The organism is Afipia sp. DC4300-2b1, from assembly GCF_049895725.1.
Classification (GTDB): Bacteria; Pseudomonadota; Alphaproteobacteria; order Rhizobiales; family Xanthobacteraceae; genus Afipia; species Afipia broomeae.
Window position 1 is genome coordinate 108,194 of the sequence record NZ_JAFCSX010000006.1, and the last position, 21,912, is coordinate 130,105.

Below are 21,912 nucleotides of genomic sequence, written 5' to 3' on the forward strand. Positions count from 1 at the left end.
GGTGAGTGATAAGAGCCTTTTTCACAGGGAGGAATGAATGACGAAGTTAGCATCTACGTCGCGCAGCATGCTGCTCGCGAGTGCCTTTGCCGGCTTGTTTGCGCTGAGTGCTCACGGTCAGCAGCCTGCCGCTTCCAGTTCATCAGCCCCGGCAGCAGCGCCTGCACCGGCTTCTCCTGCTCCAGCGGCTGCGGCGCCGGCACCCGCCGCGACTGCACAGGTCCCGGCTGCATTGCCGCCCGGTTCACCTTTGATCGGACGCCCGGACAATGCGGCGGCCGCCAAGCTGGCGCCGGTTGCACCGCCACCCATTCCGGCTGCCGCTGACAAGTTGCCGACGGCCAAGCTGAAACTGCCGCCCGGGTTCAACATTGAAGTTTACGCATCGGGCATGGCGAATGCGCGTTCGCTCCGGGAAGGCGACAAGGGTACGGTGTTTGTCGGCAGCCGGCTGGTCGACAAGGTCTACGCCATCACCAGCAAGGATGGAAAGCGCAGCGTCAAGATTCTTGCCTCGGGTCTTTACCGACCAAATGGGCTCGCTTTTCACAACGGTACGCTCTACATCGCCGAGCTGTCGAAGATATCAAAGATCGAGAATGTCGAGGACAAGCTGGATAATCCGCCGAAGCCCACGCTGATCTATGACGACCTGCCGAAGGACGAGGCGCACGGCTGGAAGTTCATTGGCATTGGGCCGGACAACAAGCTTTATGTTCCGATTGGCCAGCCCGGAAACAACGTCATGCCGAGCGACAAGCATGCGCAGATTCGCCGTATGAATCTCGATGGCTCGGGTGTTGAGGTTGTCGCGCTCGGCGTGCGCAACACAGTCGGCTTTGACTGGAATCCGGCGACGAAAGAGCTGTACTTCACCGACAACGGACGTGACTGGCTGTCAGAAGATCTTCCGGAAGACGAACTTAATCGCGTCAAGAAGGTTGGTGAGCACTTCGGATCGCCGTACTGCTATCAGGGTAACTTCACCGACCCTGAATTCGGATGGGGCCGCGCCTGCTCGGAGTTCACAGCGCCCGTCGGCCTGATGGGACCGCATACAGCTGCGCTGGGTATGCGTTTCTATACCGGCGACATGTTCCCGAAAAACTACAAGAACACGATTTTCGTGGCGCGTCACGGATCGTGGAACAAGAGCAAGAAGGAGGGCGGCGACGTGGTCGCTGTCACGCTGAACAAGGATGGCACTGTTAAATCGATGCAGCCATTCCTTACAGGCTTCCTTGAAGACAACAAGTATATCGGCCGTCCTGTCGACGTACAGCAGATGAAGGACGGTTCACTTTTGGTCTCCGACGACTGGAATGGTGCGGTCTATCGCATCACCTACGGCAAGCAGAAGACCGCCTCGCGATAACTCATCAGCATCAAAAGCCGGAAGCGGAAACGCTTCCGGCCCCCTGAAGCGTGCCGCAATAGCAGCGGCATGACACTTATTGGACTGTCCGATGCACCATCTGCTGGTTTTTCTCGCCCTGATTGTCGCTTCTGCCGGAGCATCGGCCGAGACGCTGCAGGAACGCATGGCGCCTTGTCTTGCTTGCCACGGCGAGACGGGGAAATCAGAAATCGAGAACACGCCGTCGCTTGGTGCACAGCAGCCGGCGTATGTGCTGATCCAACTTTATATGTTTCGCGAGAAACTGCGGACCTTCGACATCATGAACGAAATGGCGAAACCGCTGACTGATGACGATTTGCGCGCGTTCTCTGATTTTATCGCGGCATTGAAGAAGCCTTCATCGCCCGATGATTCAGGAGATCCGGCGCGCATGCAGCGGGCACAGGCACTGGCACAGCAGCACCGCTGCAATACCTGTCACAACACCGATTATGCAGGGCGCGACAATATCCCGCGCATCGCCAATCAGCGCGAGGATTATCTCGCCAAGACCATGCGGGAATACAAGGACAACAGCCGCCATGGCTATGATGCGACCATGGCAGACGTCCTTCAGCCGGTCACCGACGAGCAGATCGCCGATCTCGCTTACTACATCGCGCGTGTACGATAGGTGGGCGTTTGCGCGTCTCTCAATTTGGCAAAGTGACCTCAACGGCTATCCCGGAATACCAGGCCGCGAGGTCGGCGATGTCGGCGTCTGACAGCGGCTTTGCCACGACATTCATGTTCTCTTCCTTGCGCTCCTCGGAGCGGAAGGCCTTGAGCTGCTTCTCCAGGTACATCGCGGGCGAACCCGCAATGTTGGGCGCAATCGGGATCTTCGCGATGCCGTCGATGCCGTGACAGGCCGAGCACATCTGGGCCTTCTTTCGTCCAGCCTTGGCGTCACCCGCGGCCTGCGATGTGCTGACCACTCCATTCAGCGTCAGCAGAACCAGCAGGCTGGCCAGATATGGTCCGGTGTGTTTGTTTGGCTTCGATCGCATGAACTGCTTTTCTTGTTGTTGGATCAGCTCTGCCGTGAACCGGAGGGCCGGTTCACGGCAGGTGATGGGTGCCTTACTTCTCCTCGTACGTGATACGATACAGCGCGCCGGCGAGATCGTCCGACACCAGAAGTGAGCCGTCGCGCAGCGTTGCGACGTCTACCGGGCGACCGGTGTATTCGCCGTCCGGCGTCAACCAGCCGGAGGCGAAGACCTCGGTCTTGTCTGCGCTGCCGTCAGGCTTGAGCGATGTAAACATCACGCGCGCTCCAATTGGATCGGTCCGATTCCACGATCCATGCTGGGCCGAGAAGATGCCGCCGCGATATTTGGCGGGGAACGATTTGCCATTGTAGAACACCATGCCGAGGTCAGCGGCATGGGCGTCCATCTCCACTTCAGGATAGACCACGTTGGCGGGCGGCGTATCGGCCTTGTACTCGACGGTGCGAACCTTGCCGCCGCCGAAATAGGGGAAGCCGAAATTCTGTCCGGGCTGCGTAATGCGATTCAGCTCACCCGGAGGAATGTTATCGCCCATCCCGTCGACCTGATTATCCGTGAACCAGAGCTGATTGTTCTTCGGATTGAAGTCCATGCCGACGGAGTTGCGGATACCTCCGGCATAAACCTCACGGTTCTTGCCGTCCTGATCCATTCTGATGATCCCGCCAATGCCATTCTTCACAAAGCCATCGAGTTTGTTCTTCGCCGGCACGTTGAACGGCTGCCCGAGCGAGATGTAGACCTTGTTGTCCGGGCCGATGCGGCAGACCCGCGCGGTGTGATTGAAGCTTTCGTCCTCTTTCGGGATCAACTCGCCTTGCGGGGCGACGACGGCCACGGCGATGTCGGGGCTTTCATAGAAGAATTCTGCCGCGGGGAAATTGAGAACGCGATTCTGTTCGACAACGAAGAGGAAGCCATCCCTGGAAAAGCAGACGCCGTTCGGAATGGTGAAATTCACCGAAGGCGCGAACTCCTTCACCTCTTCCGCGAAGCCAGCCTTGCCGCGGTCGGTCACCGCATAGACCTTGCTCTTGCGCGTGCCGACGAATGTCACGACGCCTTGCGGTCCGACGGCAATATGCCGTGCGTCCGGCACCAGTGCGTAGAGGCTGATCTTGAATCCTGGTGGCAATTTGATCTTGGCGAGATTGGCCTTGATCGCATCGACCTTTCGGCCTGTCTGCGGCACAGTTGGTATTTCAGTAACGCCTGTTTTCTGAAAGTTGCCGAGCTTGTCGAGATTATTGTTTTGCGATTGAGCCGACGCCGAAATCGCCGAAGCGCAAAGGAACGCTGCGGCGGCAACCGAATTCAGAGCATGATGGCTGAAAGCGTAAAACATAATTTATCCTCCCGGGGAGTTTGGCTTTTTGACGTTTTACGAGGCGAGAGCGTATCGCAGGTTTGCGGTGACGCAAGACGAGCCGCGCGTAAATCATTCTGGCGGCGCAACATGAAAAATTACATCGCGTGATTGTGATTTGCGATTGCAGCAACGCGTGACGCGAGCGCTCCTGAGGTTGTATACGGCAGAAACAAAAAGGCCGCCCTATCGGGCGGCCTTTCATGTTGCTTGGTTGTAATTGAAACTAGCGGGCCTTCAGAAATTCCGCGACATTCAGCAGCACGAACTCATTGTCGTCAGCTTTGTTAGGCTCACGGCTGGTGGAGAACGGCAAATTATTGTCGTTGCCGACGATGATGTGCGTCTGATCCACGACATCGACGTTCTCGATGGTCCAGAACGGGAAGGTGAGGACGCCTTCGTTCAGCGGCTTGCGCGCCTTCTTGTCCGGATCCGCAATTTTCATCAGGTCGATATAGCCGATCTTGCGGACCGGACCGTTGGCATTGGCGTCGGTTATTTCGATCTTGTAGACGCGCTTGAACTTGGCGAGGTCGTGGAAGCAGTCAGGCTTCTTCGGGCCTTCGCAAGCCTTGTCGGCGGTACCTTCGCCGTTGTCACGCTCGATCACCATCGCGGTGGTCGCATCGATCATGTTGAAGTCGCCGATCGCGAGGCCGTTGCTCTCGAGAACGTACTTCCAGTGACGGCCGGTCCACTTGCCCGCGCCGACATCGAACTCAAGAATGCGAAGATATTCCTTGCCGTCAGCAGTCTTTTCCCAATCCTTCTTCTCGGCGTCCCAGGCCGGGCCTTCGAGCAGCGGATAAAGGAATTTTCCATCCGGCGAAGCGGCCATGCCCTCATAACCCTTCGAGCGGCGGATGTTGAATGCAACTGGCGTGGTGGGCGTGGCCGGCGAGGTGATCGCATAATGATCCGGCGAGCGAGCTGGCTTGCCGTCGAGTTCGGTCTCGAACACGGCTTCGATCTTGCCGGTACGGTCGGCGCGGATCAGGTAAGGGCCGAATTCGTCACCGATCCAGATCTTGTCGCCGATCGGCTGGAAGCTTTCGGTGTCGAAATCCGAACCAGTCAGGTAGCGCGTTTCGGTACCCTCGTTTGCGATGCGGAAGGGCACCTTCTTGTCCGGGTCCCGCAGGAAGACGGTGGAGACGCGCTCAACGGTCCCCTTGCCCCAGTCGATACGATAGTTGTTCAGGAAGAGCATCGAGTCCGGCGAATTCGCCTTGCTGCCGAAACCGTTGTCGCTGAGCACCCAGAAGGTGCCATCGGCGGCTTTCTTGATCCCGGAGTGGCCTTGCAGGGGCTGGCCCTTGAACGGCAGCTTGACACCGGTTGGGCGATCGAAGGATTTGCCCTCAATGGTGCCAACTGCATCAACGCGGACGCCGGTGGTGAACTTGCCGGAAACCTTCAGATCCGCGGGAGCATCCGCGGGGGCTTCGATAAACGACCCGGCCGGCATAACGGCGTGGCCGGCGAGTGTTGCAGGGAAGGCCTGACCGGACGTTTGAGCCGATGCAAAACCGGGCAGAGCGGTCAGTGCAAGCAACGACAATGTAGCAGCAATGCGCATGGAATCCTCCTTCAAGACATGCGCTGCTTGTCGGAGTTCTATGTGTCAGTGCCGTTACATGGCCGTGACGCTTCAGTAACGATGCACGTCTTTTCCGTGCCGTATTGTCGCGGGGTTACCCGGGGCTCTGTTTCCCGCCAGTTGCCGTCGCGGGGGAATGGAATGTCGAAACCAGATCGGCGACCTGCTCCGGGGTGAGCGTGCGAGGGTTCATGCCGCGCAGCATCAGATAAAGCTTTGCGGTCTCTTCAAGCTCTTCCATGGCAAACACGGCTGCTTCCAGCGTGTCGCCCGCGACCACCGGCCCGTGATTGGATAGCATCACACACGAATACTTGCCGGCTAGTCCCCGGATCGCATCTGCAACCGCAGCATCACCGGGACGGTAGTAAGGCAGTAACGCTGTTGCACCGCAGCGCATCACGTAATAGGGCGTCAGGGGCGGCAACGCTGCCTTCGGATCAATGTCGGGTAGCATGGATACGGCAACGCAGTGGGCGCAATGCAGATGCACAATGGCCCGTGCGTTGTGCCGCGTCTCGTACAGCGCTGCATGCAACGGGATTTCCTTGGTGGGCGCATCGCCCGACAGCAGGCGCCCCGATCCATTCAGCCGCGAGATTCGAGCAGGATCCAGAAATCCGAGTGATGCGTTGGTCGGCGTCACCAGCCAACCGCCGTCGTCGAGGCGGACGCTGATGTTCCCAGACGATCCGGGGGTCAAACCCCGCTCAAACAGCGAGCGGCCGAACTGGCAGATCTGATCGCGAAGTCGTGTTTCTGACATTGTGGAGCCCCTTGGATCGCCTTTTCTCATGCTTTTCGGGACGGCTCAAACGCCATTTTGGACGGGCCGCTGGCCGTGCTACCAAGCCCGTAACCGTTCGACGCCCAATGTACGAACAGGCAAAAACAGGGAGAGATATGTCCGAAAAAATGGGACGCGTTGGAGTCATCGGTCTCGGCTCGATGGGCTTTGGCATGGCGCTGTCGCTCAAGCGCGCAGGCTTCGATGTCGCGGGTTGCGACGTCGCGCCGGAAGCGGTCGCGCGTCTTGCGGCGGAGGGTGGCCGGGGCGTAGCGTCGCCAGCGGAGGCCGGGCGAGAGGCAGATGCGGTCGTCAGTGTTGTCGTGAACGCCGCGCAGACCGAGGCGATCCTGTTCGGCCCGCAAGGTGTGGCGGAGACCTTGCCCAAAGGGTCGGTTTTTATATCGTCCGCGACGATGGACCCGGATGTCGCGCGGCGGCTGGCGAAACAGCTCGAGGCAACCGGACGGCATTATCTCGATGCGCCGATCAGCGGCGGTGCGCAACGCGCCGCGCAGGGTGAACTGACGATCCTCGCTTCCGGCAGCAAAGCCGCATTCGCCAAGGCAAGGACTGCGCTCGATGCGATGTCCGCAAAGCTCTACGAACTCGGCGATGCACCAGGGCAGGGCGCGGCGTTCAAAATGATCAACCAGCTTCTGGCAGGCGTGCATATCGCAGCGGCCAGCGAGGCGATGGCCTTTGCGGCGAAGCAGGGTCTCGACATCGCCAAGGTTTACGAAGTCATCACGGCGTCGGCTGGAAATTCATGGATGTTCGAGAACCGTATGCCGCATGTGCTGGACGGCGACTACACGCCGCGCAGCGCCGTCGATATTTTCGTCAAGGATCTTGGCATCATTCAGGACATGGCGCGAACCGCGAAATTCCCGGTGCCGGTCTCGGCGGCGGCATTGCAGATGTTCCTGATGACGTCGGCCGCGGGGATGGGCCGCGACGATGACGCCTCGGTGGCTCGGATGTATGCGCGTGTGACTGGAACGAAACTGCCAGGTGAGTAGAGCAGAGTTGTAATTACAAGAAACGGAATCATCGAATGCCTCGTTTTGCGGCAAATCTCAGCATGATGTTCAACGAAGTGCCGTTTCTCGACCGCTTCGACGCGGCGGCGAAGGCGGGCTTTTCAGCGGTGGAGTTTCTCTTTCCTTACGAGCATTCGCCTGACGAAGTCGGTCAACGACTTCACGGCAATAACCTGACACAGGCACTGTTCAATTTGTTTCCGGGCGACTGGAGCAAGGGCGAGCGCGGCTTTGCGGCGTTGCCGGATCGCTTTGCCGACGTGCAGAACAGCGTCCAGCAGGCGTTGCCATATGCCGCTGCGACCGGCGTCAAACGGCTTCATCTGATGGCGGGAATTGCCGATCGCCGCGATCCGAAAGCAGTCGATGCGTTTCGCCGCTCCGTGGCCTGGACTGCCGAGGCGCTCGCCAAGGAAAACATCGATCTCATGCTGGAGCCGATCAATCCGCGTGACGTGCCGGGATATTTCCTGAACGATTTCGACTTCGCTGCGAGCGTGATCAACGATCTGAGAATGCCTAATCTGAAACTGCAGTTCGATATCTATCATCGGCAGATCGTCCATGGTGACGTCACCATGGCGTTGCGGCAGATGATGCCGATGATCGGCCACATCCAGATTGCGAGCGTTCCTTCGCGCAACGAGCCGTCAGCCGAGGAACTTAACTATCCCTTCCTGTTTGATGAACTCGACCGTTTGGGATATGGCGGCTTTGTCGGCTGCGAGTACCGGCCGAAAGGAAAAACGGCCGAAGGCCTCGGCTGGTTCGCGCCTTATGCTGCGAAGTCCAGGACCGGAGCGCGCGCGTGACACTGGCTCTGGGCTGCATCGCGGACGATTACACCGGCGCGTCCGATCTTGCCAACATGCTGACACGCTGCGGGCTACGGACGGTGCAGACCATCGGCGTTCCCGATGACGCGCTGGCGCTGCCCGATGTCGATGCCGTGGTGGTGTCGCTGAAGAGCCGTTCCATCGAGGCGTCTCAGGCGGTTGCGCGTTCTCGCGAAGCGGACAAGTGGCTGCGGGCGCGCGGCGCCACGCATGTGCTGTTCAAGATATGTTCGACGTTCGATTCCACCGATTCGGGTAACATCGGTCCAGTGATGGACGCGCTGCGCGCTGATTCCGGCGACGCCATCGTATTGGTGACGCCGGCGTTTCCCAGAACGGGGCGCTCAGTTTACCAAGGCAACCTGTTCGTGGGTAGCGTGCCGCTGAATGAAAGCCCGTTGAAGGATCATCCGCTGAACCCCATGCATGACTCCAATCTGGTGCGGGTGCTGGCGCGGCAGAGTAAATCCAAGGTCGGTTTGGTTGATCTCGCCACCGTCGCAAAGGGCGCCGAAGCGATCCGAGCAAAGCTGATCGATTTTGCCAAACAGGGCATTGGTGCTGCGATCATCGATGCCGTGTTCGATCCCGAACTTGAGATCATTGGTCAGGTTGCGCTCGATCATCGTTTATCGGTGGGTGCGTCGGGAATGGGCCTTGGGCTTGCCCGCGGCCTTGTCGCGTCGGGCAGGGTGAGGGCGGCCTCAGCGAGTGCCGATCAAAAGGCGATCGGTGGCCCCGTCGCTTGTCTTGCCGGAAGCTGCTCGCAGGCCACGCTGGCGCAGATCGCGCATGCGGAGAAATCGATGCCCGTGCTGCGGCTCGATCCTGAAAAGATTGTGGCAGGATCATCCGAGGTCCGGCGCGCGCTTGATTGGTCGCGCGATCATCTTGGCAAGGAGCCGGTCCTGATAGCGAGCAGTTCGACGCCCGATCAGGTTTCTGCGCTACAGGCGAGGCATGGCCGTGACGCTGCCGGTCACGCCATCGAGCAGGCGATGGCGGCGATCAGCGAAGGTCTGGTCGCTGCCGGCGTACGGCGGCTTGTGATCGCGGGAGGTGAAACCTCGGGCGCTGTGGTCGACCGCCTCGGCATCCCGGCGTTTCTGGTCGGTCCCGAGATTGCCGCAGGCGTCCCGGTGCTCCGCTGCGTGGGCTGGAGCAAAGGCGATGCGGTGACGGCGCTGAAGTCCGGTAACTTTGGCGGCCCGGATTTTTTCAACGACGCCATCCGCCTGATGCGGTGATTCAGGCTTCCTTGTAGCCGTATTCGAGATTGTTGCCGGTTGCGCCGTAATACTTGAACGGCAGGAACTTGCCCGTCATCACGAACTTGACGCGGTCACCCTTCGGGTTCGCCACGCGTTCCATGGCGAAATCGAAATCGATGGCCGACATGATGCCGTCGCCGAATTCCTCCTCGATCAGTGCCTTCCAGGCCGGTCCATTCACCATCACCATTTCATAGAAACGATAAATCAGCGGATCGGTCGGCGGCATCTGGGTGCCGTCGCCGCGCATGGGAATTTCGTTGATCATCGCGGTCTCGGCCTTCGACAGGCCGAACAGCTTGGCGGCATTCTCCGCCTGTGGCTTGGTCAGTTTCATCTGTCCGAGAATGGCGCCGACAATCAGCGCGTCGGAATGGCCGCCGATCTGTTCGCAGATGTGCTTCCAGGTCCAGCCGTTCTCTCGCTTGATGTCGAGCAGCTTTTCGGTGAGGTCGGATCGCTTCATGTCAATTCTCCAGTTTTGAAGGGCTGTCAGGCGGCACTGGTCTGGCCGGCTGCGGTCTTATCGAGAGGTGTGTTGCTGGTGACGATCGCGGGCTCAGTGAATCCGGGGCGGACGACGGGCACGTTGCGAGGATCGTGGGCCTTGTTGGTGTCCACGAAGGTTTTGCTGCGCGTCACGAGGAAATCGATGATGTGATTGCGCAGGGCGTAGTATTGCGGATGACGGTGAAGATCGATGCGGCCGCGATCCTTGGGCAGCGGATTTTCCAGAACCTCCGCAAGCACCGCACCGGGGCCGTTGGTCATCAGGAAGATCTTGTCGGCGAGATAGATCGCTTCGTCCACGTCGTGTGTGATCATGAAGGCGGTCTGGCCGGTCTCCAGGCAGATGCGGCGAACCTCGTCCTGCAACGTTCCGCGCGTCAGCGCGTCGAGTGCGGAGAAGGGCTCATCCATCAGCATGATTTTCGGCGTGATCGACAGCGCGCGCGCGATACCGACGCGCTGCTTCATGCCGCCGGACAACTCTGAGGGCCTTTTGTGCTCGGACCCGGTGAGACCGACAATGTCGATAAACTTCTGAGCGTGGGCACGAACGCGCGCCTTGTCCCACTTGCGCCATTTCGACGAAACCGCGTAGGCGACGTTGCCCATCACCGTGCGCCACGGCAGCAAGGCATGGCTCTGGAAGATCACGGCTCGATCGAGGCTGGTGCCCTCGATAGCCTGACCATCGACGATCACGGTGCCTTCGGAGGGTTCGTCCAGCCCGGCTAGAATGTTGAGAACGGTCGTCTTGCCGCAGCCGGAATGGCCGATCACGCAACCGAACTCTCCGCGCGGCATCGACAGCCAGAGGTCCTCGAAGATAGTCGTCTTCCCGCCATCCGGTGCCGGATAGTGCTTGGCGATGCCTTCGATAGAGATGAATTTATCGATCATCACATCACTCCGGGAACGTGACCATGCGCGTAAATCGCGCAAGGATCTGATCGAACATCATTCCAACCAGGCCGATGACCAGAATGGCGATGATGACGTTGGTGATCGAGAGATTGTTCCATTCGTTCCAGACGAAATAGCCAATGCCCGTTCCGCCGACCAGCATTTCCGCGGCGACGATGACGAGCCATGCGATGCCGATGGAAATGCGCATGCCGGTCAGGATGGTCGGTGCAGCTGCCGGAAGGATCACCGTGAAGGCACGGCGCATGGATCCAACCTCGAGCGTGCGGGCGACGTTGATCCATTCCTTGCGCACGGCGGAGACGCCGAATGCGGTGTTGATCAGCATCGGCCAGATCGCGCAGATGAAGATCACGAAGATCGCGGACGTATTGGAATCCTTGATGGTGTAGAGCGCCAGCGGCATCCAGGCGAGGGGAGACATAGGTTTCAGAACCTGAATGAAAGGATCGAGCGCCTTGCTGATCAGCGGTGACATGCCGATCAAAAATCCGAGCGGGATCGCCACAATCACGGCGAGGAAGTAGCCAAGCAGGACGCGCGCGATCGAATAACCGAGCTGGATGCCGAGGCCCTTGTCGTTCGGACCGTTGTCGTAGAACGGGCTCTTGATGTGCTGCCAGAGCTTGGCGCCGACATCGAGCGGGCCCGGCATTGCCGATTTGCCCTGGGTCGCTGTCACACCCATCAGCTTTGCGTATTCCGGACTCATCGTGGCGACCGATCCGCTGCCGCGCGTGGCAAGATGCCACGCGCCGATGAAGGCGAGAAAGATCGCAATCGACAGCACGGCCGCGCGAAGTTTCAGCGATGAGGTCATGCTTAGCTCGCCTTGCTGATCTTGAAGCTCTTGAGGTAATCCTCGGGCTTTGCCGGATCGAAAGGCTTACCCATTACGCTGAACGATTTCGTGATAGTTGTCGGGGGTGTCAGACCAACTTCCTTCATGAGCTTCGCCGTATCGGTGGCGAGATAGACCTGGCTCGCGATGCCGGCGTAGTCGACGTCACCCTTGATCTGTCCCCAGCGCTTCATCTGGGTCATGATCCAGACCGCAAACGACTGCCAAGGGAACGGATCGAAATCGACGCGGTTCGGCTGCGTCACGATGTTGCCGAGTCCATCGGCGAAGGTGCCGGTGAGAATTTGCTCGAGCACGATTGGCGGCTGGTTGAGATAGTTCGCTGGCGAGATCGCCTCCGCGATCTGCTTGCGGTTTTCGGCCTTGTGGGCGAACGCCGTTGCATCGATGATCGATTTCAGCAGCGCCGCATAGGTATTCGGCATCGTGGTGACGAATTCCTTGGAAGCCGCGAACGCGCAGCAGGGATGGCCTTCCCAGATATCCTTCGTAAGGATGTGGATGAAGCCGACGCCGTCATAGACCGCGCGCTGGTTCATCGGATCGGGACCGAGGAAGCCATCGATGTTGTCGGCGCGAAGATTGGCGACCATTTCCGGCGGCGGCACCGCACGGATCTGAACGTCGGTATCGGGATCGATACCGTGCTCCGCCAGGTAGTAGCGCAGCAGGTAATTGTGCATCGAGTAGTCGAACGGCACCGCGAACTTGAAACCCTTCCAGTCCTTCGGGTTGCGCTTGTCCTTGTGCTTGATCGCGAGGGTGATGGCCTGACCGTTGATGTTCTCGACGGCGGGCATGGTGTAGGGAATCGGGTTGGAGCCCGCGCCCATTGAAATTGCGATCGGCATCGGCGAGAGCATGTGCGCCGCGTCGTATTCCTTGTTGATGGTTTTGTCGCGGATCACCGCCCAGCCGGCGGTCTTGATCACTTCGACATTGAGGCCCTGCTTCTCGTAGAAGCCCATCGGCTTCGCCATGATAATCGGCGTCGCACATGTGATCGGAATGAACCCGACCTTGAGATCCTTCTTCTCGAGCGGTGCGCCTTGCGCAAACACTTCGGTCGCGGTCTTCAGAGGGAAGAATTGCGAGACGGCGGCGACGGCGGTCGCCGCGCCGACCGATTTCAGGAATGCGCGGCGTGCAGCATCCTGAGGAAACATCGCGCGCATGACGGCGGAGGCGACAACGCCTTCGTAGCGCCGGTCCTCGCTGTGTGGGGTCTCAGCCTGGAGCTGGAGCGCGGCTTCGTGCTCGGCTTCGCTCGTGTGTCGGCCGCAAGCGCAGCCGAAAGAGGAGAGGCGGCGGTTCGGATCGAACGGATTATCGAAGGTGGACATGAAACCTCCTGCATGGCGTTTCAATCCATTACGCAAACCTCGTGCCACCGCCGTTTTGCGCGATTTATCAATGTCAATGCGCCGCAGCGGTAACATTGTCGGTTACGAGATTTCGTGTTATACGATTATTCGTAATCTAATTACGATATTTCGTAGCGAGGGCTCATGGACGTTTCCCTGTCGTCGGGACCGGAAAAGAGCCTTGATCTGTGGGGCGCGGCGTTCGATTTTGCGGCTGAGCCGATGATGTTGCTGGACCCCCACGGGGATCGCATCGTCGATGCCAACCCTGCCGTGTGCACGCTGCTCGGATACGACCGTGCTCTGCTGCGGCAGATGAAGATCAGCGCCTTGCATGCCGGGCAGTTGCCCGCGCTGATTGTTTTCACGCAGGCCGTGTTCGACAGGGGCTCGTTCTGGACCACGTCGCTGACGCCGCGTCACGCTGCGGGAAACGAACTTCGGCTGGAATATACCGGGTCGCTGATCCCGCAGGAGGGCACGCCGCTGGTGCTGCTGGCGATGAGCGATCTTGAACAGCGCCGCCGCCGGCTGGTCGATGTCACAGCGGAAGATCACATGCGCGGCGGCATCGCAGCTTGGCAGCGCGTCGAGCGCGTCTTCCGCGACATTGAGCGCGAGAACCAGTTGATCCTGCGTGCGGCGGGCGAGGGCATCTACGGCGTCAATGCCGAAGGTAAGACCACATTCGTCAATCCTGTCGCCGAGCGCCTGCTCGGCTGGTCGGCTGAGGAACTGGTCGGCACCGATATTCACTCCACCGTGCATCATACCCATCACGATGGGCGGCATTATCCGCACGAGGACTGTCCGATCTATGCCGCGTTCCGCGACGGCGCGGTGCATCAGGTCAATGACGAGGTGTTCTGGCGCAAGGACGGCACGCCGGTTTGGGTCGAGTACACATCCACACCGATCCGCGATCGTGGCGTGGTGGTCGGTGCGGTGATCGTGTTCCGCGATGTCAGCCAGCGCCGCGAGGCGGACGAAAAGCTTCGCGCGGCGCTCGCGGAAGTCGATCAATTGCGCGAGCGTCTCGAGCAGGAAAACGCCTATTTGCAGGAGGAAATCCGCACCGAGACGAATCCCCGCGGCATTATCGGGCGTACCGCGGCAGTGCAGAAGACGCTGCGGCAGGTCAGCCTCGTTGCGCCGACCGACGCGACCGTAATGATCACCGGCGAATCCGGGACCGGCAAGGAACTGATCGCGCGCGCTATCCACGAGGCGAGCCAGCGCAGCGACCGCCCGCTGATCCGGGTCAACTGTGCAGCCATTCCGCGTGAACTGTTCGAGAGTGAATTTTTCGGCCATGTCCGCGGAGCGTTCACCGGGGCGTTGCGCGATCGCGTCGGACGGTTTGAACTGGCTGATGGCGGGACGCTGTTTCTCGATGAAGTCGGAGAAATTCCGCTGGAGCTTCAGGGCAAGCTGCTGCGCGTGTTGCAGGAAGGGCATTTCGAGCGCGTCGGCGAGGAACGCACGCGCGCCGTCAATGTCCGTGTTATCGCCGCGACCAACCGCGAACTGAAACAGGAGGTGAAGCAGGGGCGTTTTCGCGAGGATCTCTATTTCCGGCTCAATGTATTTCCGGTCGAAACCGTGCCGCTGCGCGACCGCCGTGAAGACATTCCATTGCTTGCACAGCACTTCCTGAGCAGCGAGGGCAAATCGCTGAAATCCGACCTGCGGTTGTCGGAAGGCGATGTTCGCCGCCTGATGCAATACGACTGGCCCGGCAATGTCCGCGAACTGCAGAATGTGATCGAACGCGCGGCCATTCTGGCCCAGAACGGGCGGCTACGGATTGACCTGCCGATCCAACAAGCGGGGGCCGAACTCCCCGCAGCGTCGCGGCGTCCCAGAAATGGAGCGCCGCCAGCCATCATGACCGACGACGAAATGCGGGAACACGAACGCAACAATATCCTGGCTGCGCTGAAGGCGTCCGGCGGCAAGATATTTGGCAAGGATGGCGCGGCGGAACTGCTTGCGATCAAGCCCACAACGCTGGCGTCGCGCATCAAATCGCTCGGCATTTCGGCACGAAACCCCGATTCGCCAATGCGTTAGGCAGTTCCTGCTCGTTGTTAGCGCTTGATAGAGGCTCAGCCAGGTGTTCTGCTCAAAAAACAAGCCATTGAGGTTGTTGCGCAGTGTCCATCGCCGTCGTCCTGCATCACGTCACACATTACAGGTACGATCAGCCCGTCAGCCTGGGTCCGCAGGTCATTCGATTGCGGCCGGCGCCACATTCGCGCACACGGGTTTCCAGCTATTCGCTGAAGGTTCTGCCCGAGAAGCATTTCGTCAACTGGCAGCAGGATCCGCAAGGGAACTGGCTAGCGCGCTTCGTGTTTCCCGAGCCGACGCTTGAATTCAAGATCGAGGTGGACTTCATCGCCGATATGGCGGTGGTCAATCCGTTCGATTTTTTTGTCGAGCCGTACGCGGAAACGTTTCCATTTCAATATCCGGCTGACCTTGCCGACGAGCTTGCGCCCTATCTGAAGACCGAGCCAGTCACGCCTTTGCTCGCGGAATATCTTGCGAGCATTCCGCGCGGACCGACCAACACTGTGAACTTCCTTGTCGAACTCAACGCGAAGCTGCGCGACAGGATCAATTACGTCATCCGCATGGAGCCGGGAATTCAGACGCCTGAAGAGACGTTGCGGAGCGGCGCGGGCTCGTGCCGCGACTCCGCCTGGCTTCTGATCCAGGCGCTACGCAATCTTGGATTGGCGGCGCGCTTCGTCTCCGGCTATCTCATTCAGTTACGCCCTGACATCGACCCGTTGCAGGGGCCCCGAGAAGTCGAGGCTGATTTCACCGATCTTCATGCGTGGGCGGAGGTTTATCTGCCAGGCGCCGGGTGGATCGGTTTCGATGTGACGTCGGGCATGCTGACAGGCGAGGGACATATCCCCGTCGCGGCGTCTCCGCACTACCGGACCGCAGCACCGATCAGCGGCAATGTCAGTTCTGCCAATGTCGATTTCGGTTTCGAGATGAAGGTGACACGCGTCAACGAGGCGCCGCGCATCACCAAGCCATTCTCCGACGATTCATGGCGGCGTCTCGATGCGCTGGGCGAAAAGGTGGATGCCGATCTCGCGGCCGAAGACGTCCGGCTGACGATGGGCGGTGAGCCGACATTCGTCTCGATCGACGATTTGGAGTCCGCTGAGTGGAATACAGCCGCAGTCGGCCCGACCAAGCGCGGCATTGCCGATAATCTCATCCGCCGCTTGCGCACGCGCTTTGCACCAGGCGGCCTGCTGCATTACGGGCAGGGTAAGTGGTACCCGGGTGAAAGCCTGCCACGCTGGGCTTTCGGGCTCTACTGGCGCAAGGACGGCGTGCCGATCTGGCGGAATCCCGATCTGATCGCGCCGATGGAAGGGCCACGCTCTGCGAAGATCGAGCAGGCGGAAAAATTCGCAGCAGGTGTTGCCGAGAAACTCGGTGTCGATGCCGACTACGTTTTGCCGGCTTATGAGGATCAGGCGCATTGGTTGCTGAAGGAGAACAGTCTTCCCGGCAATGTGGATCCAAGCGATTCAAAACTCGCCGATCCGGAAGAACGCTCGCGCATGGCGCAGGTGTTTCAGCAGGGACTGAACGTGCCGCGTGGCTTCGTGCTGCCGGTACAGCGCTGGAATGCGAAGGCCGCCAGCCGCTGGCGGAGCGAGAAATGGAATCTCCGGCGCGGAAATCTGTTCCTGATGCCCGGCGATTCGCCGCTGGGTCTGCGGCTGCCGATGAATTCACTGCAATGGATTCCGCCGGAGGATTATCCCTATATCGTTGAGCAGGACCCGACGGAAGAGCGCGAAGCGCTGCCGGTGTTCGATGCTACGGCTGCTTCATCCGAGCCGGTCGCTCAGCCGCCCGTATTCGATGGGGGAGCATTGGCAGATGGCGGGCCGCGCCAGTTCATTCAGGAGCAGCAGGCTGGCGGAAAGGGCGGTGTCCGCACGGCGCTGTCAATTGAGATTCGCGACGGCATTCTCTGCGCATTCATGCCGCCGGTGGAGAAGCTCGAGGACTATCTCGAACTGATCGCGGTGGTGGAGGCAACCGCAGAGGACATGAAGCTTCAGGTTCATGTCGAAGGTTACGCTCCGCCTTACGATCCGCGCGTAGAGGTCATCAAGGTCACCCCAGATCCCGGTGTGATCGAGATCAATATTCATCCGGCGAAGAACTGGCGCGAAATCGTCGATACGACCATCAGCCTTTATCAGGAGGCGGCGCATGTTCGCCTCGGCGCGAACCGTTTCCTGATCGACGGCCGTCACACCGGCACCGGCGGCGGCAACCACGTTGTTGTGGGGGGCGGCATGCCTGCGGACTCGCCGTTCCTGCGGCGGCCCGATCTGCTCAAGAGCGTGGTGCTCTATTGGCAGCGCCATCCGTCGCTGTCCTATCTGTTTTCCGGGATGTTCATCGGACCGACCAGTCAGGCCCCGCGTATCGATGAAGCTCGGCACGACGCGCTCTATGAACTGGAAATCGCGCTCTCTAACATTCCGCCGAAAGGCGAGAAAGTGCCGCTGTGGCTGGTCGATCGCACCTTCCGGCATTTGCTGGTAGACATTACCGGCAACACCCATCGTGCCGAAGTCTGCATTGACAAACTTTACTCACCCGACAGCTCCACAGGGCGTCTCGGTCTCGTCGAATTCCGCGCGCTGGAGATGCCGCCTGACGCGCGCATGAGCCTTGCGCAGCAGCTTGTGATCCGCGCGTTGATCGCGAAATTCTGGCGCGAACCGCAGGATGGCCGCTTCGTTCGCTGGGGAACGACACTGCATGATCGCTTCATGCTGCCGTATTTCCTCTGGGAGGATTTCAGGGGTGTGCTCTGGGATTTGAAGCAGGCTGGTTACGATTTCGAGCCGGAGTGGTTCGAGGCGCAACTCGAGTTTCGGTTTCCGGTGTTCGGGAGCGTTCAGCACGGCGGTGTGACGCTTGAGCTGCGTCAGGCTTTGGAGCCTTGGCATGTGCTCGGGGAGGAAAGCTCCGCAGGCGGTACGGTGCGTTATGTCGACTCGTCAGTCGAGCGATTGCAGGTCAAGGTCAACGGCTTTATCGAGGGCCGGCACGTGATCACCTGCAATGGCCGCCGGTTGCCGATGACGAATACCGAACGCGCGGGCGAGGCCGTCGCCGGCGTGCGCTTCAAGGCGTGGCAGCCATCGTCGGGTCTTCACCCGACGATCCCGGTTCACGCCCCGCTGACTTTCGACATTCTGGACACATGGAATGGCCGCTCGCTGGGCGGCTGTGTCTACCATGTCGCCCATCCAGGGGGGCGGAGCTACGACACCAAGCCGGTCAATAGCTACGAGGCCGAAGCGAGGCGGCTTGCCCGCTTTCAGGACCACGGGCACACGCCGGGCCCGATAACTGTGCCTTCCGAGGAACGGACCCTCGAATTTCCCCTGACTCTGGACCTCCGGACGCCGCTCCCGCATTGAGGCCGCCGCCATAATCGGCGAAGTTGTCGCGAAGAGCAGAAAGCGAGTCGGATGGCGGACACGGACAGCGGAGAAAAGGCACCGCGAGCAGCGCAGCGCGATCTTCTGGATTGCACCCGCGGCTATACGCCGTTGCCCGGAATTCCGGACGAATTCCTCGACTCAGAGGGCCAGCCCCGCGAGGTATGGACCCGGTTCTTCGACGCGTTCTCCACGCTCACGCCGGGCGAGATCGAACGCCGCTTTGCGTCCGCGGATCAGCATATGCGCGACGCCGGCGTCACATATCGCGCACCGGGTGACGCTGCGGATCGTTCCTGGCCGCTCAGCCATCTGCCGCTGCTGATCGACGAAGCCGAATGGAAGCAGATTTCGGAAGGCGTCGCCCAGCGCGCGGAGCTTTTGGAACAGATCTTGCGCGATTTGTATGGCGAAGGCCGGTTGATTGCGGAGGGTGCTTTGCCGGCGGCCGCCGTCGCCGGTAGCGCGGAATATCTGCGCTCGGTTTGCGGCGTGACGCCGCCCGGCGGACATTATCTCAATCTCTACGCGGCCGACATCGGCCGTGGGCCCGACGGGCGCTGGTGGGTGCTGAATGATCGCACGCAGGCGCCGTCCGGTGCGGGTTATGCCCTCGAAAACCGGCTGGTGCTGTCACGCGCACTGACGAACCTCTACACATCGATGAATGTCGAGCGCGTCGCGCCGTTCTTTGAGGCGTTCCGCGACAGCCTGCGGGCCATTGCCGATCGCGACGAACCCCGCATCGGGGTGCTGACGCCGGGCAATTCCAGCGAAACCTATTCCGAACATGCCACATTGGCGCGTTATCTTGGCTTTCTGCTGGTGGAAGGTGATGATCTCGCGGTGAGCGAGGATCGGCTGCACGTCCGCACCGTTGCCGGCCTGAAGCGCCTTGACGTGCTGCTGCGGCGGGTCGACTCGAATTTTCTCGATCCCCTCGAACTCGATGCGCGTTCCATGCTCGGCGTTCCGGGCCTGATCGATGTCATCAGAAAGGGCGGCGTGGCTGTCGCCAACATGCCCGGTTCCGGCGTGATGGAAGCGCGGACGCTGCTCGGTTTCCTGCCGAGCCTGAGCCAGCGCTTCTTCGGCGAAGACCTGAAGATGCCGCACATCGCCACGTGGTGGTGCGGGCAGAAATCCGCCCGTGACGAGGTGCTTTCGCGCCTCGATGACATGGCGATCGACGGTGCTTACGGACCGTCTGTACCTGGTTTCCCGGGCCGTGGTCCGATTGTCGGCAGTTCCCTTTCCAAAGATGAGCGCGCGCAGTTGGTCGATGCTATCGGCAAACGCGGCATCGACTATGTCGGGCAGGAGATGGTGCGCCTCTCCACGACGCCGGTTTGGGACAACGGGCATATCTCTCCACGCCCCTTCGTTCTTCGGGTTTTCGCCGCCGCCACGCCGAAAGGCTGGACCATCCTGCCGGGCGGGTTCTGCCGCATCGCCGACAAGCCTGATGCGCGCGCGGTTTCAATGGGCGAGGGCGCACGCGCCGCCGACGTCTGGGTTGTATCGGAGAAGGAAGTCGCGACGTCCACGTTGTTGCCGCCGAGCGATGCCGTTCGTATCAGGCGCATTGCCGGATGGGTGCCAAGCCGCGCGGCAGACAATCTGTTCTGGCTTGGCCGTTATCTGGAGCGGGCCGAGGCCACGCTGCGGCTGGTTCGTGCGCTCGGCGGCGCATTGCGTGAACCCGGCAAGGGCCCATCGCCGATGCAACCGGTGATCGAACGCATTCAGCGGTTGCTTGTGGCGTGGGGCGCAACCTCGCCATCGACGCGCACCAAACTCGCGACCACAGCGGCGCAAGCGCTTCAGGCCAAGGACAAGTTCGGCTCGGCGCTGTCGCTGGTTCGTTCCGCGCAACGCACCGCCACGACATTGCGCGAGCGCCTTTCGCCCGATGCGTGGCATGTCATCACCGGCATGGTCGAACGCTTGTCGGAAAAGGCCGAAGACGATGAGGCGTTGCTTGAGGCCGCGGAGTGGACCCTGCAATCACTGGCGACGTTCGCAGGTCTTGCGCAAGAGAACATGAACCGCGCCGCGGGCTGGCGCTTTCTCGAGATGGGCCGCCGCGTCGAGCGGGCCATTAACACTGCGCGTTTTGCGCGTCAGTTCGCCGACGACAAGGCAACTGCCGAGGACCTCGACCTGCTGTTGACGCTGGTCGATTGCCAGATCACCTATCGTTCGCGCTATATGGTCGGGCCCGTACTGGCGCCGGTGCGCGACCTGGTTGTGCTGGATTCCTTCAATCCGCGTTCGGTGGCGTTCCAGATCGCGGCGCTCAACGAGCACATCGCGAGCCTGCCGAGCATGCGCGAAGGCGGCCTGATCGACCCGCCGCATCGTTGTGCTGTCAGCCTCCAGGCTGCGATGATCGCGGGGGAGGCAGAGTCATTCGATGCAAAGACCCTGTTCTCGCTTGAGCAGGACCTGCTGAATCTGGCTGATGCGATCGGATCGCACTACTTTCCGCACGGAAGTCTCGCGTTGCGCCCCGAGAAGCTCACGGGGTTTGCGTGATTTACGACATTCGTCATGTCACCACGTATTCCTATGAGAGCCCGGTCAGCTTTGCGCGCTGCTCACTGAGGCTCGAGCCAAAAAACGGCGATGGCCAGCATTTGATCTCCCATCACGTCGAGATCAAGCCGACACCGCTCGATCGTGCGGTGAGGACGGACTTCTTCGGCATCCGTACTGAAAGTATCGTGATCGAGACCGCGCACCGCGTTCTGCGTATTGATGCGCGATCGCGCGTGGACGTTACACGCACTGCTCTGCCGCGCGACATGGCCTCTCCCGGTTGGGAACAGGTGCGCGAGGCAGCCTTCACGTCGAACGGCCTCGCAGCGGTCTCTCCTGTCGGATATTTGTTCGCCAGCCCGCTTGTGCCGATCCAGCCGATAATTACCGCCTATGCTGCGGAATGTTTTCCGGCCGGCGGTGAGGCGTTCGTCTCGTCGGTTGAACTAATGCGACGGATCAACCGTGACTTTGTCTATGACTCGAAAGCAACGGAGATATCGACGCCGCTGTTAGAGGTCTTCAAGAAGCGGCGAGGGGTCTGTCAGGATTTCGCACATATCATGATCGCGGGGCTGCGCGGCCTCGGGCTGCCTGCGGCTTATGTCAGCGGTTATCTGCGGACCACGCCTCCGCCGGGGCGTCCGCGGCTCCAGGGCGCGGACGCGACGCATGCCTGGGTGTCGGTGTGGTGTGGCGAGGAGATCGGATGGGTGGGGTTCGACCCCACCAACGATCTGGTGATCGGCAACGATCATGTCGTTCTCGCGGTGGGCCGCGACTACACCGATGTCTCGCCTGTCGATGGAATTATTGTCGGATCGCGCAAGCAGAAGCTGGCCGTGGCGGTCGATGTGATCCCGGCGGCCTAAGCGCCGCTGAGGCC

Annotated in this window: 17 protein-coding genes; 9 read left to right on the forward strand and 8 right to left on the reverse strand. The window is 60.5% G+C overall.

The genetic code is table 11. The features are described from left to right. The first annotated feature begins 37 nt into the window (after positions 1 to 37). A complete protein-coding gene (locus ACP7AL_RS23000; protein ID WP_425994624.1) occupies positions 38 to 1,375 on the forward strand; it encodes a PQQ-dependent sugar dehydrogenase in 1,338 nt (445 codons plus the stop codon). A 91-nt stretch (positions 1,376 to 1,466) separates the two neighbouring features. Further along, the gene (locus ACP7AL_RS23005) at positions 1,467 to 2,033 is read left to right on the forward strand and encodes a c-type cytochrome (protein ID WP_425994626.1); all 567 of its coding nucleotides are present in this window, start codon (positions 1,467 to 1,469) and stop codon (positions 2,031 to 2,033) included. A 19-nt stretch (positions 2,034 to 2,052) separates the two neighbouring features. Here ACP7AL_RS23005 and ACP7AL_RS23010 read toward each other — a convergent pair whose 3' ends face one another. The 4 genes from ACP7AL_RS23010 to ACP7AL_RS23025 form a co-directional block, all read right to left on the reverse strand. After that, positions 2,053 to 2,409 (reverse strand): c-type cytochrome, encoded by a 357-nt coding sequence (locus ACP7AL_RS23010; protein WP_425994628.1) that lies wholly within the window; start codon positions 2,407 to 2,409, stop codon positions 2,053 to 2,055. Between the two features lie 73 nt (positions 2,410 to 2,482). Continuing rightward, a complete protein-coding gene (locus ACP7AL_RS23015; protein WP_425994630.1) occupies positions 2,483 to 3,760 on the reverse strand; it encodes a PQQ-dependent sugar dehydrogenase in 1,278 nt (425 codons plus the stop codon). A 247-nt stretch (positions 3,761 to 4,007) separates the two neighbouring features. Next, the gene (locus ACP7AL_RS23020; protein ID WP_425994632.1) at positions 4,008 to 5,363 is read right to left on the reverse strand and encodes an esterase-like activity of phytase family protein; all 1,356 of its coding nucleotides are present in this window, start codon (positions 5,361 to 5,363) and stop codon (positions 4,008 to 4,010) included. 115 nt (positions 5,364 to 5,478) lie between these two features. Beyond that, a complete protein-coding gene (locus ACP7AL_RS23025) occupies positions 5,479 to 6,150 on the reverse strand; it encodes an aldolase (protein ID WP_425994634.1) in 672 nt (223 codons plus the stop codon). A 107-nt stretch (positions 6,151 to 6,257) separates the two neighbouring features. On the opposite strand from ACP7AL_RS23025, the gene ltnD reads away from it, so the two are divergent. From ltnD to otnK, 3 genes are read left to right on the forward strand one after another with little or no spacing between them, the layout of a single operon-like run. Continuing rightward, positions 6,258 to 7,193: an L-threonate dehydrogenase gene (gene ltnD, locus ACP7AL_RS23030; RefSeq protein ID WP_425994636.1), complete on the forward strand. Its 936-nt coding sequence runs from the start codon at positions 6,258 to 6,260 to the stop codon at positions 7,191 to 7,193. Between the two features lie 35 nt (positions 7,194 to 7,228). Further along, entirely contained in the window at positions 7,229 to 8,026 is a 798-nt protein-coding gene (gene otnI, locus ACP7AL_RS23035; RefSeq protein ID WP_024921310.1) for a 2-oxo-tetronate isomerase, read from the forward strand. Beyond that, positions 8,023 to 9,297, forward strand: coding sequence for a 3-oxo-tetronate kinase (gene otnK / locus ACP7AL_RS23040; RefSeq protein WP_425994638.1), 1,275 nt, complete (start codon positions 8,023 to 8,025; stop codon positions 9,295 to 9,297). The genes otnI and otnK overlap by 4 nt, the downstream gene beginning before the upstream one ends. A 1-nt stretch (position 9,298) precedes the next feature. On the opposite strand, the gene cynS is transcribed toward otnK, so the two are convergent. Genes cynS through ACP7AL_RS23060 form a run of 4 tightly spaced genes read right to left on the reverse strand, consistent with a single transcriptional unit; the run spans position 9,299 to position 12,957 of the window. Continuing rightward, complete coding sequence (gene cynS / locus ACP7AL_RS23045; protein WP_006020176.1) at positions 9,299 to 9,787, reverse strand: cyanase; 489 nt, start codon at positions 9,785 to 9,787, stop codon at positions 9,299 to 9,301. Between the two features lie 26 nt (positions 9,788 to 9,813). After that, complete coding sequence (locus tag ACP7AL_RS23050; protein ID WP_425994641.1) at positions 9,814 to 10,728, reverse strand: ABC transporter ATP-binding protein; 915 nt, start codon at positions 10,726 to 10,728, stop codon at positions 9,814 to 9,816. Between the two features lie 4 nt (positions 10,729 to 10,732). Further along, on the reverse strand, positions 10,733 to 11,572 hold the full coding sequence (gene ntrB / locus ACP7AL_RS23055) for a nitrate ABC transporter permease (RefSeq protein WP_425994643.1): 840 nt from the start codon (positions 11,570 to 11,572) through the stop codon (positions 10,733 to 10,735). A 2-nt stretch (positions 11,573 to 11,574) separates the two neighbouring features. Further along, positions 11,575 to 12,957 (reverse strand): CmpA/NrtA family ABC transporter substrate-binding protein, encoded by a 1,383-nt coding sequence (locus ACP7AL_RS23060; protein ID WP_024921313.1) that lies wholly within the window; start codon positions 12,955 to 12,957, stop codon positions 11,575 to 11,577. A gap of 165 nt (positions 12,958 to 13,122) precedes the next feature. Here ACP7AL_RS23060 and ACP7AL_RS23065 point away from each other — a divergent pair, with 165 nt between their 5' ends. The 4 genes from ACP7AL_RS23065 to ACP7AL_RS23080 all read left to right on the forward strand — a co-directional run bounded on the left by ACP7AL_RS23065 (position 13,123) and on the right by ACP7AL_RS23080 (position 21,898). Then, complete coding sequence (locus ACP7AL_RS23065) at positions 13,123 to 15,051, forward strand: sigma 54-interacting transcriptional regulator (protein WP_425994645.1); 1,929 nt, start codon at positions 13,123 to 13,125, stop codon at positions 15,049 to 15,051. Between the two features lie 83 nt (positions 15,052 to 15,134). Then, positions 15,135 to 18,464 carry a DUF2126 domain-containing protein gene (locus ACP7AL_RS23070; protein ID WP_425994647.1) on the forward strand — a complete coding sequence of 1,110 codons (3,330 nt, stop codon included), beginning with the start codon at positions 15,135 to 15,137 and terminating at the stop codon, positions 18,462 to 18,464. 51 nt (positions 18,465 to 18,515) lie between these two features. Further along, positions 18,516 to 21,023, forward strand: a complete 2,508-nt coding sequence (locus tag ACP7AL_RS23075; protein WP_425994649.1) for a circularly permuted type 2 ATP-grasp protein — start codon at positions 18,516 to 18,518, stop codon at positions 21,021 to 21,023. Continuing rightward, a complete protein-coding gene (locus ACP7AL_RS23080; RefSeq protein WP_425994651.1) occupies positions 21,020 to 21,898 on the forward strand; it encodes a transglutaminase family protein in 879 nt (292 codons plus the stop codon). Before ACP7AL_RS23075 ends, ACP7AL_RS23080 begins: the two co-directional genes overlap by 4 nt. Positions 21,899 to 21,912: the final 14 nt, after the last annotated feature.